A 14,629-nucleotide genomic window follows, 5' to 3' on the forward strand; every position below is an offset into this window, starting at 1 on the left:
AGGGGAAAACCGGTGGGAAGGCTTCGTTTTTTTCTCGAGCGGACAAAAGACGTCCGCTTCGTCCGCTTTTGGCTGTTTTTGTTTTTGGCTGCGCTGTTGTTTGCTGTGTTGTACTGGCAAGTGAAACCGCGCCAATATGAGCTGCGCCTGTTTGACGTCGCTAAAGAAACGATCCGCTCGCCGGTGACGGTTGAGGACAAAGAAGCGACAGCCAGGCTGAAAGAAGAAGCAGCCGCCAAAGTGGCAGACGTTTATACGTTGAAAAAAGAATATGCCGAAAACCGTGTCGATCTTCTTTCCTCGCTGTTTGCCGCCATTGAGAGCGTGCAAAACGAGGCGGGTTCGGGCCGTTCGCCCGGTGATTTGACAGCGAAGCTCGAGGAACGGCTGCCGCCGGAGTGGTTTGCCTACCTGTCCTCTGAAGAATGGCGGCGGCTGCTCAGCGCTTCTCCCGGTGAACTCGAGACAGCCAAAGAAGCAGCGTTGACGGCCGTGCATGCGGCCATGAGCGAGCGCATTTCCCAGGCGGAGCTTGACGAGGCGCGCGCGAAAGCAGCGACAGAGCTCAAGTATGCGGCGCTGTCGCCGGCGTTGCGCGAAACCGTCGCCAAGTTGTGCCGGCAGGCTGTCATTCCGAACGTCGTCTACGACCGGACGGCGACGGAAGAAAAGCGGCGGCAGGCGATGGATGAAGTGAAGCCAGTGAAAATTTTGCAAGGGCAAGTGATCGTGGAGGAAGGGCAATTTATTACGAGTGACATTTACCACCGGCTTGAGCTCGTCGGCCTGCTTGGCGGCGGACGCCCGCATTGGCCGGCCGCGGGGCTTTGTTTGTTCGTGCTGCTCTTGCTTGCGCCGCTCGCTTACTATTTCCGCGCCGAGAAGACGAATGAAAACTTGCTGCTTTATGGAGCGGTGTTCACGTTGATGATGGCGGTGATGGTGCTCATTCGCCTGCTGCCGTCCGGCGGGGCCGTTTCGGCCGGCTATCTCGTTCCGGCAGCGTTCGGTCCGATGCTTGTCCGCGTGCTGCTTGGCGAGCGGCTGGCGGTGATGACCGCCATCATTGGGGCGGTGTGCGGCAGCATCTTGTTTAATGAAGAAATCGGGGCGACTGGCGCCGTATCGGTGTCCTTGGCTGTTTATTTGCTCGCTGGCGGCCTGGCTGGGACGTTTTGCCTGCCGAAGGAGCTGGCGAAGGCGAAAATTTGGCGGGCCGGTGTGCTTGTTGCCGTCGTCAATACGGGTTTGCTCCTATCGTTGTTGCTAATGAAAAATGGCCGCTACTCGCTGGCTGAGATCGGCCTTTTTCTTCTCATGGCGGCGGCCTCCGGCATTTTCTCCGCCATTTTGACGATCGGGCTGCTGCCGGTGTTTGAGACGGCATTCGGCATTTTGTCGCCGCTTCGCCTCATTGAGCTGTCGAATCCAAATCACCCGCTGTTGCGCAAATTGTTGACGGAGGCGCCGGGGACGTATCATCACAGCATCATGGTCGCCAATTTGGCGGAAGCGGCGTGCGAGGCGATCGGCGCCGACGGCTTGCTAGCGCGCGTCGCCTGCTATTACCACGACATCGGCAAGACAAAGCGGCCCCGCTATTTCATTGAAAACCAAATGGGCGGCAATCCGCACGATCATTTGTCGCCGCAATTGAGCAAAAATATTATTATCGCCCATGTCACCGACGGCGTCGCCTTGCTTCGCAAGCACCGGCTGCCAAAGGAGATTGTCGACATCGCCGAACAGCATCATGGCACGACGCTGCTCAAGTATTTTTATCATAAAGCGCTCGAGCAAACGGGAGTGGTCTCCGAAGCCGAGTTCCGCTATCCCGGGCCGAAGCCGCAGACGAAAGAGGCGGCGGTCATCAACATTGCCGACAGCGTCGAGGCGGCTGTCCGTTCGTTGGCCAACCCCTCGCAGGAAAAAATCGAAAAGATCGTCCGGGGGATCATCGCCGACCGCCTGCAGGACAACCAGTTGAACGAGTGCGACATCACGATGAAAGAGTTGGAGATCGTCGCCCGTTCGCTTTGTGAGACGCTCAACGGCGTCTTCCATTCGCGCATTGAATACCCGGAAGTACGAAAGGAAAAGGTGAAGCATGCATGACCATTCACATCGACTTTATCGACGAAACGGGCGAAGTGACCGCAGAGCAGCTTGAGATGCTCGAGCAACTCCTTCGCGAAGCGGCAGCGAGCGAGAACGTGCCGGACGGGACGGAAGTGGGCGTCTCATTCGTGGACAACGAGCGCATTCGCCTGATGAACCGCGACTATCGCGGCAAAGACGCTCCGACTGATGTGCTTTCGTTCGCGTTGGAAGAGGAAGGAGAGGGCGAAGTCGACATCATCGGCGCCGATATGCCGCTGGTGCTTGGCGACATCGTCATCTCCATTCCGAAGGCGAAAGAGCAAGCGGCGGAATACGGGCATTCGTTCATGCGCGAGCTCGGGTTTTTGGCCGTGCACGGTTTTTTGCATTTGCTTGGCTATGACCACGAAACGGAAGAGGAAGAGCGCGTCATGTTTGCCAAGCAAGAGGAAATATTGACGCGATTCGGATTGACGCGATAGCCATGCGAGGTGCGAGGGAACGGGATCGTTTCGCCTGGGCTTGGGCGGGAATGAAGGCGGCGGTGAAGGAGGAGGCGCATTTGCGTTTTCACTTGGCGGCCGCCGTTGTTGCCTTTGCGCTCGGTTTCGCTGTCGGGCTGTCGCGCTGGGAGTGGATTGTGTTAGTGCTGACAGTTGGTGCGGTCGTTACACTCGAGCTGGTGAATACAGCCATCGAGCGCACGGTCGACTTGGTGACAGGAGAGTTTCACCCGCTGGCGAAAGCGGCGAAAGATATCGCTGCTGCGGCTGTGCTCGTGGCTGCCGGGGTTGCTGTCATCATCGGGGCGCTGCTGTTTTGGCCGCATCTTCGCTGAACGAACGAGAGATAAAATTCTAATTTTTCTGTTACATTTTTGTTTCAAATGATGAAATTGGCGGCGATTTTTTGTAAAATAAAAGAAAGCAGCGTTTGCTTTCAGGAAAGGAAGAGCCATTCATGGAGATCGAACAGCTCATTGCCGAAGCGAAAAAAGCGCGCGAATTCGCATACGTGCCTTATTCGAAATTCAAAGTCGGCGCCGCGTTGCTGACGAAAGACGGCAGTGTGTACCGCGGCTGCAACATTGAAAACGCCGCTTACAGCGTGTGCAATTGCGCGGAGCGGATCGCGCTGTTTAAGGCGTATTCCGAAGGGGAAACGGAGTTTGCCGCCCTCGCGGTCATTGCCGACACTCCCCGCCCGGTTCCGCCGTGCGGCGCATGCCGTCAAGTGATCGCTGAGCTTTGCCCTAGCGATATGAAAGTCATTTTGGCCAATATCAACGGCGATGTCAAAATCGTCACCGTTCAAGAACTGCTGCCAGATGCTTTTTCAGCGGAGGATATGTATGAATAAGGAAGGATACAAATCAGGGTTTGTTGCCATTATCGGAAGACCGAACGTAGGAAAATCAACGTTTTTAAACCGTGTCGTCGGGCAAAAAATCGCCATTATGAGCGACAAACCGCAGACGACGCGCAATAAAATCCAAGGCGTGTACACGGATGAGGACGCGCAAATCATTTTTATCGACACTCCCGGGGTGCATAAACCGAAGCATAAACTCGGCGATTTTATGATGAAAGTGGCGCTCAATGCGCTGCGCGAAGTCGATTTGATTTTGTTTATGGTCAATGCCGAGGAAGGGTTTGGGCGCGGCGAGGCGTTCATTATGGAGCGCTTGAAAGAAGTCGATACGCCGGTGTTTTTGGTGATCAACAAAATCGACCGCGTTCACCCGGATGAGCTGCTGCCGCTCATTGACCAGTACAAGGATTTGCACCCTTTTGCGGAAATTGTGCCGATTTCAGCGCTTGAAGGAAACAATGTCGAGCGTCTGCTGGAGCAAATTAAAGAGCGGTTGCCGGAAGGACCGCAATATTATCCACCGGATCAAGTCACCGACCATCCGGAGCAGTTTATCATCGCCGAGCTCATTCGCGAGAAAGCGCTTCACTTGACGCGTGAGGAAGTTCCACATTCGATCGCCGTCGTCGTCGAACGCATTGAGCGGCGCGAAGAGACGGGCACGGTTTACGTCGGGGCTGTCATCGTTGTTGAGCGCGATTCGCAAAAAGGAATCATCATCGGCAAGCAAGGCCGGATGTTAAAGGAAATCGGACAGCGGGCGCGCGCTGACATTGAGGCGCTGCTTGGATCCAAAGTGTTTTTGGAGCTGTGGGTGAAGGTGCAAAAGGACTGGCGCAACCGCCTTTCGCAGTTGCGCGACTTCGGGTTTCGCGAGGACGAGTATTGACGGCTAGAAAATTTTACGCGACATAAACGGGTTTTGCCCGAGCCAACCTATAGGTAAAACCACCAATATGCAATGCCTGCAGGCGGAAAGAGGTGTCATTCCATGCTTGAGTTTACGTGGAAGTTGTTTAGCCAAACAGGCAATATCGATACGTACTTGTTGTTTAAAGAGTTGGAACGGGAGCAGCGGCTCGGCGGTGAGGAGCAGAACACCGACCAGAAAGAAATCGACCAGCCGATCTCTTAGCATCGTCACTGGCCCAATTGGTGGTGGTTCAATGTTTGAAAAGTGTGAAGCGATCGTGATGCGGACCATCGATTATGGCGAGACGAATAAAATTGTCACATTGTTTACAAGGGAATGGGGAAAGGTGGCTGTGATGGCGCGAGGTGCGAAAAAGCCAAGCAGCCGCCTTTCTGCTGTTACGCAGCCGCTCGCCTATGGCCATTATTTGATCCGCCGCAGCCGCGGCGTCGGCGTTCTCCATCAAGGGGAGCTCATTGATTCGATGCGGGCGCTGCGTGAAGATTTGTTTGCCGCTGCCTATGCCGCGTATATTGTGGAGCTCACCGACAAAAGCACAGAAGAGCAAAAGTGCAATCCGTACTTGTTTGAGCTGTTGCGGCAGACGTTACAGTATATGAGCGAAGGGCGCGATTTAGAGATCATGGCGTTGATTTATGAGATGAAAATGCTCCCAGTGCTCGGCATTCCGCCGGTGCTTGACCGTTGCGCGCGTTGCGGGGCGACAGAAGGGAGCGTCTCGTTTTCGGTCAAGGAGGCGGGCTTCCTTTGTCATCGCTGCGAGGAGGCCGACCCGCACCGGATGCCGTTGTCGCCGGCGTCGGCCCGGCTGTTGCGCCTGTTTTTCCATATTGATCTTGCCCGGCTGGGCGCGATTTCGGTCAAAGAAACGACAAAGGCGGAATTGAAGGCGGTGCTGTCGGCGTACTACGATGAATATGCCGGCCTGTCGCTGAGGGCGAAACGCTTTTTGCAGCAAATGAGCGTGCTCAAAGACACACTCGCCCCCGATAGCGGCCAGGATGCTTAATTTTCCTTGTAAACGCGTGATGTAGTATAATATAAACAAGGATGATAGCGTGTGGGACCTTTTGGCAAGGTGGTGAGCGACGATCGAACTGAATAAACGCCAGGAACAAATTTTGCAAATTGTCAAAGACTACGGGCCGATCACCGGCGAGAGCATCGCCGAAAAGCTGAACTTGACGCGGGCGACGCTGCGGCCCGATCTCGCGATTTTGACGATGGCCGGCTATTTGGAAGCGCGGCCGCGCGTCGGTTATTTTTATACCGGAAAAACGGGCACGCAGCTGTTCGCCGATAAGATTAAAAAATTAAAAGTTGAAGACTACCAGTCCATCCCGGTCGTCGTCAACGAAAACGTGAGCGTCTATGATGCGATTGTCACGATGTTTTTGGAAGACGTCGGCACGCTGTTTGTCGTCGATGAGGAGTCGCTTCTTGCGGGCGTTTTGTCGCGCAAAGACTTGCTGCGCGCGAGCATCGGCAAACAGGAACTGACAGCGATTCCCGTTAATATTATCATGACAAGGATGCCGAACATCGCTGTTTGTTATAAAGATGATCCGCTGATTGAGGTGGCCGAACGGCTGATCGAGAAGCAAATCGACGCTATGCCGGTCGTGCGCAAAACGGAGAAGGGGTATGAAGTGATCGGCCGCATTACGAAAACGAATATGACGAAAGCGTTCGTCTCATTAGCCAAAGACGATGTGTGAGCGAAATGGAGGAACAAAATGAATCAACGCCTCGTTTATGTCGTATCCGACTCGGGCGGGGAGACGGCTGAGCTTGTCGTCAAGGCGGCGGCCAGCCAGTTTTACGCCTCGCCGGTTCAAATCAAGCGTGTTCCATACGTAGAGGATAAAACGACGTTAGCCGAAGTGGTCGCGTTGGCCAAAATGAACCAAGCCATTATTGCCTTTACGCTCGTTGTTCCGGAAATGCGCGAATTTTTGCTTGCCGAGGCGGCGCGCGAAGGGGTGGTCGCTTACGATATCATCGGCCCGCTCATCGAAAAAATGAGCGGCTTGTTCCAGCTGACGCCAAGGTATGAGCCGGGCCAGGTGCGCGTGCTCGACGAAGATTACTTCAAAAAAATCGAAGCGATCGAATTCGCCGTCAAATACGACGACGGCCGCGACCCACGCGGCATTTTGCGCGCTGATATTGTGTTGATCGGCGTATCGCGCACATCGAAAACGCCGCTGTCGCAATACTTGGCGCATAAGCGGCTGAAGGTGGCAAACGTACCGATCGTTCCGGAAGTCGAGCCGCCCGAGCAGCTGTTTCAAGTCGGGCCAGGCAAATGCTTCGGTTTGAAAATCAGCCCGGACAAGCTGCTGTCGATCCGCCGCGAGCGTTTGAAATCGCTCGGCTTGAACGATCAAGCCATCTATGCGAACATGGATCGCATTAAAGAAGAGCTGGCTTATTTTGACGAAGTCGTAAAAAAAATCGGTTGCGATGTCATCGATGTAACGAACAAAGCTGTGGAAGAAACGGCAAGCATCATTATGAAAAAGATCCATGGGCAGCGCGCTTTGCCCTCCACCCGGCATGAAAATGACTGCTCAAGGCGCTGCATTTTCACGGAAAAGTTGAAGTGTTAAGAACGTTGGATCCGCCTGTTTTGTCCGCACGATTTCCTGCCGGTAATCGTGCGCTTTTTTATGGCATACGTCCCTGAGTTATATTATAATAAAAAATTGCGGGAAAAATGACCCTGCATAGGTTTAGAGTGGGCATAAGTCGAGTAAACTATTTATAGCTGTTTGTCAAGGAAAACAAGGGAAAAGTTTTCGACAAAAACCGCCGGGCGCCCGAAAAAAAAGAAGGATTTTTGGGGATGATGTAGAATAATAGGGGGTGTGAAGCCTTCCCTTGCTTTAGGGGCCAGGTTGTCCGCTGCAACAAAGTCAAAAAAATGAAATGTTCCCTTTGGCCTTGAAATATAATATATCGAAGCGCCCTTTCGCCAGCTTGACGCCGTTTGCTTTACGGAGGCGGCGGGCGGATTGGGAGGGCCGGCTGTTGCGGGCAAGGGGGAAGGCAAAACGGAGGAATTGAAAAAATTTGTCGAAAGTAAAAGGGAAATCGGCTGACAGCCGAGAATAAATTAAATTATGATACGGGGTTGTTCGTATGGGACATCGCATTCCCGAAGAAACGATTGAAGCCATTCGCCGCGGCGTCGATATTGTGGATGTCATCGGCGAATACGTCCAGCTGAAACGGCAGGGCCGCAACTATTTTGGCTTATGCCCCTTTCATGGGGAAAAGACGCCGTCGTTTTCCGTTTCTCCGGAAAAGCAAATTTTCCACTGCTTCGGTTGCGGAGCAGGAGGGAATGCCTTCACGTTTTTAATGGACATCGAGGGCATTCCGTTTGTGGAAGCGGCCAAACGGCTTGCAGCCAAGGCAGGCGTCGATTTGTCCGTCTATGAGCTGGATGTTCGCGGGCGCGATGATGGTCAGACGGACGAGGCGAAGGCGATGACGGAAGCGCATGCCTTGCTGAAACGATTTTACCATCATTTGCTTGTTCATACAAAAGAAGGACAAGCCGCGCTTGATTACTTGCAGGCGCGCGGATGGACAAAAGAAACGATCGACCGGTTTGAAATCGGCTATGCCCCGGATGCACCCGATGCGGCGGCCAAGTTGCTGGAGAGCCATTCCTTTTCTCTTCCGGTGATGGAAAAGGCGGGGTTGTTGATGAAAAAAGAGGACGGGCGATACGTCGACCGGTTCCGGAACCGCATTATGTTTCCGATCCACGACCACCGCGGCGAAACGGTGGGGTTTTCCGGCCGCCTGCTCGGCGAAGGGCATCCGAAATATGTCAACAGCCCAGAAACGCCCGTTTTCCGCAAAGGGGCGATTCTATACCACTTTCATGCGGCGCGGGTGCCGATCCGCAAACGGCAGGAGGCGCTGCTTGTCGAAGGGTTTGCCGATGTCATTTCCGCAGCGCAGGCCGGCATCGATTATGCCATTGCGACGATGGGGACGTCGCTGACCGAGGAGCAGGCGCGCATTTTGCGCCGCCATGCGGACACTATAACGATTTGTTATGACGGCGACAGCGCCGGGATCGAAGCCGCTTGGCGCGCTGCTGAGCAGCTGAGCGCATTGGGATGCCGCGTCAAGGTGGCATCCCTTCCGAACGGTCTTGACCCGGATGAATATATACGTGTTTATGGCGGTGAACGGTTTGCCGGAGAAGTGGCTGCCGCCCGACCGCTCGTGGCGTTTAAAATGGCGTATTTGCGGCGCGGAAAAAATTTGCAGCACGAAGGGGAGCGGCTCCGCTATATTGATGAAGCGCTCCGGGAGATCGGCAAGCTGTCGAGCCCGGTGGAACAAGATTATTATTTGCGCCAGCTCGCCGAAGAGTTTTCGTTGTCGCTTTCCGCTCTTCATGAGCAGCTGTCCCGCAGCCAGCGCGAGAGGACAAAGCCGCGGGAGGCGCCCGATGGGGAAACGGCGCGGCCGATGCTGGCGAAAAAGTTGCTGCCGGCTTTTCAAAATGCGGAACGGTTGCTGCTTGCTCATATGATGAGAAGCCGCGATGTGGCGCTGGTCGTTCAAGAGCGGATTGGCGGCCGGTTTAACATCGAGGAGCATCGGGCGTTAGCCGCTTATATTTACGCCTTTTACGAAGAAGGGCATGAAGCCGACCCGGGTGCGCTCATCTCAAGAATCCCCGGCGAGTTGCAGCCGCTCGCGAGCGAGCTGTCGCTTTTATTGATCGCAGATGACGTTTCCGAACAGGAGCTCGAGGATTATATCAGGCATGTGTTGAATCGCCCAAAATGGTTAATGCTAAAGGTAAAAGAACAAGAAAAAACGGAAGCGGAGCGAAGAAAGGACTTTTTGACAGCCGCCCGCATCGCCAAAGAAATGATTGAAATGAAAAAAATGTTATCTTCCTCATAATATGGTGGTATGAGTTTTTAAAGGAGGTAATGAAATGGCCGAAAAACCAGCCCAATCAAAGCAGGCCGAGGCGGCTGCCGGCGAAACGCTGGAGCAGGTGAAAGAGCAGCTCGCTGAGCTCGGCAAGAAGCGCGGCATCCTCACATACGAAGAAATTGCCGAGCGGCTTTCCGGCTTTGATTTGGACTCCGACCAAATGGACGAATATTATGAATACTTGGCTGACCAAGGCATTGAAGTCATCAGCGAATCCGATTTGGAAGCCGATCCGGACATCGATGAGCTGGCCAAGGAGGCGGAATTCGACTTAAATGACTTATCCGTTCCTCCCGGCGTGAAAATCAATGACCCGGTGCGCATGTACTTAAAAGAAATCGGCCGTGTCCCCCTTTTATCAGCGGAAGAAGAAATTGAGCTGGCGAAGCGGATCGAACAAGGCGATGAAGAGGCGAAGCGCCGGCTGACGGAAGCCAACCTCCGCCTCGTCGTCAGCATTGCCAAACGGTATGTCGGCCGCGGCATGCTTTTCCTCGATTTGATCCAGGAAGGGAACATGGGGCTGATCAAGGCGGTTGAAAAGTTTGATTACCGCAAGGGCTACAAGTTCAGCACGTACGCGACGTGGTGGATCCGACAAGCCATTACGAGGGCGATCGCCGATCAAGCGCGGACGATCCGCATCCCGGTGCATATGGTCGAGACGATCAACAAGCTGATCCGCGTCCAACGGCAGTTGCTCCAAGACCTCGGGCGCGAACCAACGCCGGAAGAAATCGCCGAGGAAATGGATTTGACGCCGGAAAAAGTGCGGGAAATTTTGAAGATCGCCCAAGAGCCGGTGTCGCTCGAGACGCCGATCGGCGAAGAAGACGACTCGCATCTTGGCGACTTCATCGAAGACCAAGATGCGACGTCGCCATCGGAACACGCCGCTTATGAGCTGTTGAAAGAGCAGCTTGAAGATGTGCTTGATACGCTGACCGACCGCGAAGAGAACGTGCTCCGCCTCCGTTTCGGGCTTGACGACGGCCGGACGCGGACGCTGGAAGAAGTAGGCAAGGTGTTTGGTGTGACGCGCGAACGCATTCGCCAAATCGAAGCCAAAGCGTTGCGCAAGCTACGCCACCCGAGCCGCAGCAAACGGCTGAAAGACTTTTTGGAATGACCGTTCGTTCCATAGTTTACTTCTTCGGAAGTAAACTATTTTTTTTCTTCTTCTTTTGGCGAAAGGTGGAATGCAAATGAACCGGAGACGGCGGGAAACGATTATCCGAGAAATCGAGTATTGGAAACGTTCGCGCCTCCTGCCAGAGCATTATTGCAATTATTTGCTCGCGCTTTATACCGAGGGCGATGCTTCCCTGAGCCCGCGCCGCCCGTTGCGCAGCCGGCTGGAGGCCAGCCTTTGTTTATTGTTTCCAGCTGCCGCCCTTGCCATTTATTTTACTGAATTGTCATTTGTTTTGCAAACACTCCTTTGTGCCCTTTTTTTCGCTGTTTGCCTGTTTTTTTGCTGGCGGTGGCGGAACGAACGAGAACTTCTTCACTTTCCGCTCATCGGAAGCGCTTGGATTTTGCTCGTGGCATCCATGTTGGAGGTTGACCGATTTTTCCAGGGGCAAGCGGGTGCGCTAGCCGCTGCCGTGATCGGAAACTGTGTTCTCTGGTTTGTAGTCGGCCGTCTGCTTCGCCTTCGCTACTTTTCGCTCGCCGCTGTCAGCGGACCGCTGCTTGTAGCCGCCGCCATCTGGTGGCGTTGAGGTGTGTTGTTGCCTTTTCGGCAACTTAGGGCTTTTCCTTGTCCATTATTTACAGTAAAATAAAATTGTTTGCAACGTTCTTCATTATACATAAGGGAGGTAAAAGAGATGAACCGCAATCCGCTCATCCCGTTTTTCATCATCATGGCATTCGGGATTGTGCTGACGTTCGTCTTGTCGTTTAAAGGGCTAGGCGATGCGAAGGAAATGGCCAAAGAGAAAAAAGGCGGCGAAAAAACGGAACAAACGGCCGAATTCAATCCGGAACAGTTTTACCAACAAACGTGTTCTGGCTGTCACGGCCAAAACTATGAAGGCGGCGTCGGTCCATCGTTGAAAGGGATCGGACAACGGCTGTCGATGGATCAAATTAAAGACGTCATCCAACACGGGCGCGGCAGCATGCCGCCAGGGCTTGTGCCGGCGGATAAAGCCGATGCCATGGCGAAATGGCTCGCCGGTTTAAAATAATGGATGGTGAACATCCCTTTGCTTTTGGCAGAGGGATGTTTTGTTTAGTACAATAGAGGCGCGCGACCTTGAGAACAGGAAAGGAGGAAGGAGCGGCCGCCTTCGCCCAGCGGTGGAAGGAAGGCGGGCTGCACCAAAGGAGCCATGAACGAGTTTCGACTATCAAAGCGGTTGGCAACGGTCGCTTCCTTCATTCCGAAAGGAGCCGTGCTCGCTGACATTGGGTCGGATCATGCGTATTTGCCTTGCTATGCCTGCCTGCACGGGTATGTGTCAAAAGCCATTGCCGGCGAGGTCGCTGACGGCCCGCTTCGCTCCGCGCAGCAACAAGTGGAAAAGACGGGGCTTTCCGACCGCATTTCGGTGCGCAAAGGAGACGGATTGGCTGTCATCACTCCGGGGGAAGTGGATTGCATCACGATCGCCGGCATGGGCAGCTCCCTTATCACCCGCATTTTGGATGAGGGGAAAGAAAAGCTCGTCGGTGTCCAACGGCTCATTTTGCAGCCGAACATTGGCGCTGAACTGATCCGCCGCTGGCTCTTCGATCATGGGTGGGAGTTGATTGCCGAACGCATACTGAAGGAAGATGGGCAAATTTACGAAGTGCTTGTCGCCGAGCGCGGCGACGCCCGGCGGCCGTACCGCCATCTGGAGGCGGAATTGCTCCTTGGGCCGTTTTTGCGCCGGGAAAACAGCGAGGTGTTCCGCGAAAAATGGCAGCGCGAGCTTCTGCATTGGAAACGGATTATCGCCGATTTGGCGGAGAAAGGGGAAAGCGAGGCGGCTAGGGTGAAAATGCGCGAACTGGAGAAAAAAGTCCAATTGGTAGAGGAGGCGTTGCGATGAGCCGGGTTCCGTACGGTCATGAAGTTATTCAGCTTGTGGAACGGCTTGCCCCGAAACAGCTCGCCATGGAAGGGGACCGGATCGGCCTGCAAATCGGGACGTTGAACAAGCCGGTCCGGAAAGTGATGATCGCCCTCGACGTGCTGGAAGATGTCGTCGCCGAAGCCATCAATCAACGAGTCGATTTGATTATCGCCCATCATCCGCCGCTCTACCGCCCGCTTAAGCAGCTGTTGACGGACGACAGGCACGGGCGGACGATCGCGGCGTGCATCAAGCACGACATCGCTGTGTATGCCGCCCACACGAATTTAGACGTCGCATTTGGCGGGGTCAATGATTGGCTCGCCGAGGCGCTTGGTTTAAGCGAGACGGCGGTGCTCGTGCCAACATATACAGAACCGTTGAAAAAGCTCGTTGTCTACGTGCCGGCGAGTCATGCCGAGGCGGTGCGGGCGGCGTTAGGCGATGCCGGCGCCGGCCATATCGGACGCTACAGCCATTGCACGTTCAACAGCCACGGCATCGGAACGTTTTTGCCGGAAGAAGGAGCACAGCCGTTTATCGGGGAACAAGGGAAGCTCGAAGAAGTGGAGGAAGTGCGCATTGAGACGATCGTTCCTGCTTCCTTGGAACGGAATGTCGTTCAAGCGATGCTGGCTGCCCATCCGTATGAAGAAGTGGCCTATGATCTTTATCCGCTTGACAACGAGGGGCGCCGCTTTGGGCTTGGCCGTATCGGGAGGCTGCCGCAGCCGGTGACGCTGCGCGCCTTCGCCGAACAAGTGAAAACCGCATTTTCCGTCCCGGCCGTGCGCGTCGTCGGCCGGCTCGATGACCTTGTGCAAACCGTCGCCGTACTGGGCGGGGACGGAAACAAGTTTGTCGCTGCTGCCGCCTCGGCTGGAGCGGACGTGTACGTGACCGGCGATGTGTACTACCATACGGCCCATGACGCCCAGGCGCTCGGCTTGCGCCTTGTCGACCCGGGCCATAATGTTGAAAAAGTGATGAAGCAAGGATTAGCCCGCTATTTAATGGCAGAGCTCCGGAAGCGGCAGTGGGAAACGGACGTGATCGCCTCCAGCGTTCATACGGATCCGTTTCAGTTCATCTAAGCGGCAAGCGAAAAAGGCTGTTCCACCAGGCGGTTTTGCCGACTGCGGGACAGCCTTTGTTTATAAACGGGGCGAGCTGTTACTCGTCTTTCTTTACTTTTACTTTTGGCAAAATTTTGTGCAGCGGCACTTTCCGCTCCCGCTGCCATGTCGCCGGGTCGTTCGGGTCAAATTGCTCGAGGAAGTCGATCACTTCCTTGGTGATCGGCGTTGGGGTCGAAGCGCCGGCGGTGACGGCGACTTTTTTGGCATTTTTTATCCAATTGATGTCGATTTCCGTGACATCCGCGACGCGGTACGCTTTCGTGCCGGCAATTTCTTCCGACACTTGGGCGAGGCGATTGGAGTTGTTGCTGCGCGGGTCGCCGACAACGATCGTCACGTCGGCGTCCTTTGCCTGTTCGGCGACCGCTTCTTGCCGGAGCTGGGTCGCGAGGCAAATTTCTTTATGCATTTCCACGTGCGGGTACTTTTCCTTCACTTTCGCCATAATATCGGCGACGTCCCACTGGCTCATTGTCGTTTGGTTCGTCACCATAAGGCGCTTGTTTTCCAACGCGAGCCGTTCGACATCGTCGACCGTTTCCACAAGGTGAATGCGCTCCGGATTGATGCCGACCGCTCCTTCCGGCTCCGGGTGCCCTTTTTTGCCGATGTAAATGATGTCATAGCCATCCGCGAGCTTTTGTTCGATCAAGCGGTGTGTTTTCGTCACATCCGGGCACGTTGCATCGATCGTGACCAGCCCTTTTTCGAGCGCCCGCTTTTTCACTTCCGGCGATACGCCGTGGGCGGTGAAAATGACCGTGCCGCGGTCGATTTTTTCCAAAATCTCAAGCCGGTTTTCTCCATCGAGTGTAATAATGCCTTCTTCGGCAAACGCATCGGTGACGTGTTTGTTATGGACGATCATTCCAAGAATATAAATGGGCCGTGGCAATGACGGATCCAAAGCCGCATTGCGGGCGATCACCATCGCATCGACAACCCCGTAGCAATATCCGCGCGGGGTGATTTTAATGACTTCCATCGTTTTCCCTCCCTGCCGCCGACCGTGCGGCGGTTGTTCACCTTTCATTATATCG

The 14,629-nt window shown here is 54.6% G+C and carries 15 protein-coding genes and 1 pseudogene; 15 read left to right on the forward strand and 1 reads right to left on the reverse strand.

The window, feature by feature from the left end:
• Positions 1-12: 12 nt before the first annotated feature.
• From NSS88_RS13605 to NSS88_RS13675, 15 genes and pseudogenes are all read left to right on the forward strand, one after another.
• Entirely contained in the window at positions 13-2,115 is a 2,103-nt protein-coding gene (locus NSS88_RS13605; protein WP_055357979.1) for an HD family phosphohydrolase, read from the forward strand.
• A complete protein-coding gene (gene ybeY / locus NSS88_RS13610) occupies positions 2,112-2,582 on the forward strand; it encodes an rRNA maturation RNase YbeY (protein WP_033014683.1) in 471 nt (156 codons plus the stop codon). The genes NSS88_RS13605 and ybeY overlap by 4 nt, the downstream gene beginning before the upstream one ends.
• 2 nt (positions 2,583-2,584) lie before the next feature.
• Positions 2,585-2,938 carry a diacylglycerol kinase family protein gene (locus NSS88_RS13615; protein ID WP_033014681.1) on the forward strand — a complete coding sequence of 118 codons (354 nt, stop codon included), beginning with the start codon at positions 2,585-2,587 and terminating at the stop codon, positions 2,936-2,938.
• Between the two features lie 122 nt (positions 2,939-3,060).
• Entirely contained in the window at positions 3,061-3,459 is a 399-nt protein-coding gene (locus tag NSS88_RS13620; RefSeq protein ID WP_055357980.1) for a cytidine deaminase, read from the forward strand.
• Complete coding sequence (gene era, locus NSS88_RS13625; protein ID WP_033009655.1) at positions 3,452-4,360, forward strand: GTPase Era; 909 nt, start codon at positions 3,452-3,454, stop codon at positions 4,358-4,360. Before NSS88_RS13620 ends, era begins: the two co-directional genes overlap by 8 nt.
• Before the next feature lie 102 nt (positions 4,361-4,462).
• Positions 4,463-4,606 (forward strand): YqzL family protein, encoded by a 144-nt coding sequence (locus NSS88_RS13630; protein WP_064502498.1) that lies wholly within the window; start codon positions 4,463-4,465, stop codon positions 4,604-4,606.
• A 31-nt stretch (positions 4,607-4,637) separates the two neighbouring features.
• Positions 4,638-5,414 (forward strand): DNA repair protein RecO, encoded by a 777-nt coding sequence (gene recO / locus NSS88_RS13635; RefSeq protein WP_055357981.1) that lies wholly within the window; start codon positions 4,638-4,640, stop codon positions 5,412-5,414.
• Positions 5,415-5,496: 82 nt separating this feature from the next.
• A complete protein-coding gene (locus NSS88_RS13640; protein ID WP_255350126.1) occupies positions 5,497-6,123 on the forward strand; it encodes a helix-turn-helix transcriptional regulator in 627 nt (208 codons plus the stop codon).
• A gap of 18 nt (positions 6,124-6,141) precedes the next feature.
• A pseudogene (locus tag NSS88_RS13645) lies at positions 6,142-6,933 on the forward strand (pyruvate, water dikinase regulatory protein); the annotation flags it as partial.
• 616 nt (positions 6,934-7,549) lie between these two features.
• Positions 7,550-9,346, forward strand: a complete 1,797-nt coding sequence (gene dnaG, locus NSS88_RS13650; RefSeq protein WP_061580804.1) for a DNA primase — start codon at positions 7,550-7,552, stop codon at positions 9,344-9,346.
• Between the two features lie 34 nt (positions 9,347-9,380).
• Positions 9,381-10,511 carry an RNA polymerase sigma factor RpoD gene (rpoD, locus tag NSS88_RS13655; RefSeq protein WP_033014671.1) on the forward strand — a complete coding sequence of 377 codons (1,131 nt, stop codon included), beginning with the start codon at positions 9,381-9,383 and terminating at the stop codon, positions 10,509-10,511.
• 76 nt (positions 10,512-10,587) lie between these two features.
• Complete coding sequence (locus tag NSS88_RS13660) at positions 10,588-11,106, forward strand: hypothetical protein (RefSeq protein WP_055357983.1); 519 nt, start codon at positions 10,588-10,590, stop codon at positions 11,104-11,106.
• A gap of 108 nt (positions 11,107-11,214) precedes the next feature.
• The gene (gene cccA, locus NSS88_RS13665; RefSeq protein WP_055357984.1) at positions 11,215-11,577 is read left to right on the forward strand and encodes a cytochrome c550; all 363 of its coding nucleotides are present in this window, start codon (positions 11,215-11,217) and stop codon (positions 11,575-11,577) included.
• Positions 11,578-11,721: 144 nt separating this feature from the next.
• A complete protein-coding gene (locus NSS88_RS13670) occupies positions 11,722-12,426 on the forward strand; it encodes a tRNA (adenine(22)-N(1))-methyltransferase (protein WP_341085068.1) in 705 nt (234 codons plus the stop codon).
• Positions 12,423-13,544: a Nif3-like dinuclear metal center hexameric protein gene (locus NSS88_RS13675; RefSeq protein ID WP_341085070.1), complete on the forward strand. Its 1,122-nt coding sequence runs from the start codon at positions 12,423-12,425 to the stop codon at positions 13,542-13,544. The genes NSS88_RS13670 and NSS88_RS13675 overlap by 4 nt, the downstream gene beginning before the upstream one ends.
• 79 nt (positions 13,545-13,623) lie before the next feature.
• Here the strand turns inward: NSS88_RS13675 and NSS88_RS13680 are convergent, their stop codons facing one another.
• Positions 13,624-14,574, reverse strand: coding sequence for a 4-hydroxy-3-methylbut-2-enyl diphosphate reductase (locus NSS88_RS13680; RefSeq protein ID WP_033007940.1), 951 nt, complete (start codon positions 14,572-14,574; stop codon positions 13,624-13,626).
• Positions 14,575-14,629: the final 55 nt, after the last annotated feature.

It is taken from the genome of Geobacillus sp. FSL W8-1251, assembly GCF_038005945.1.
GTDB lineage: Bacteria > Bacillota > Bacilli > Bacillales > Anoxybacillaceae > Geobacillus > Geobacillus stearothermophilus.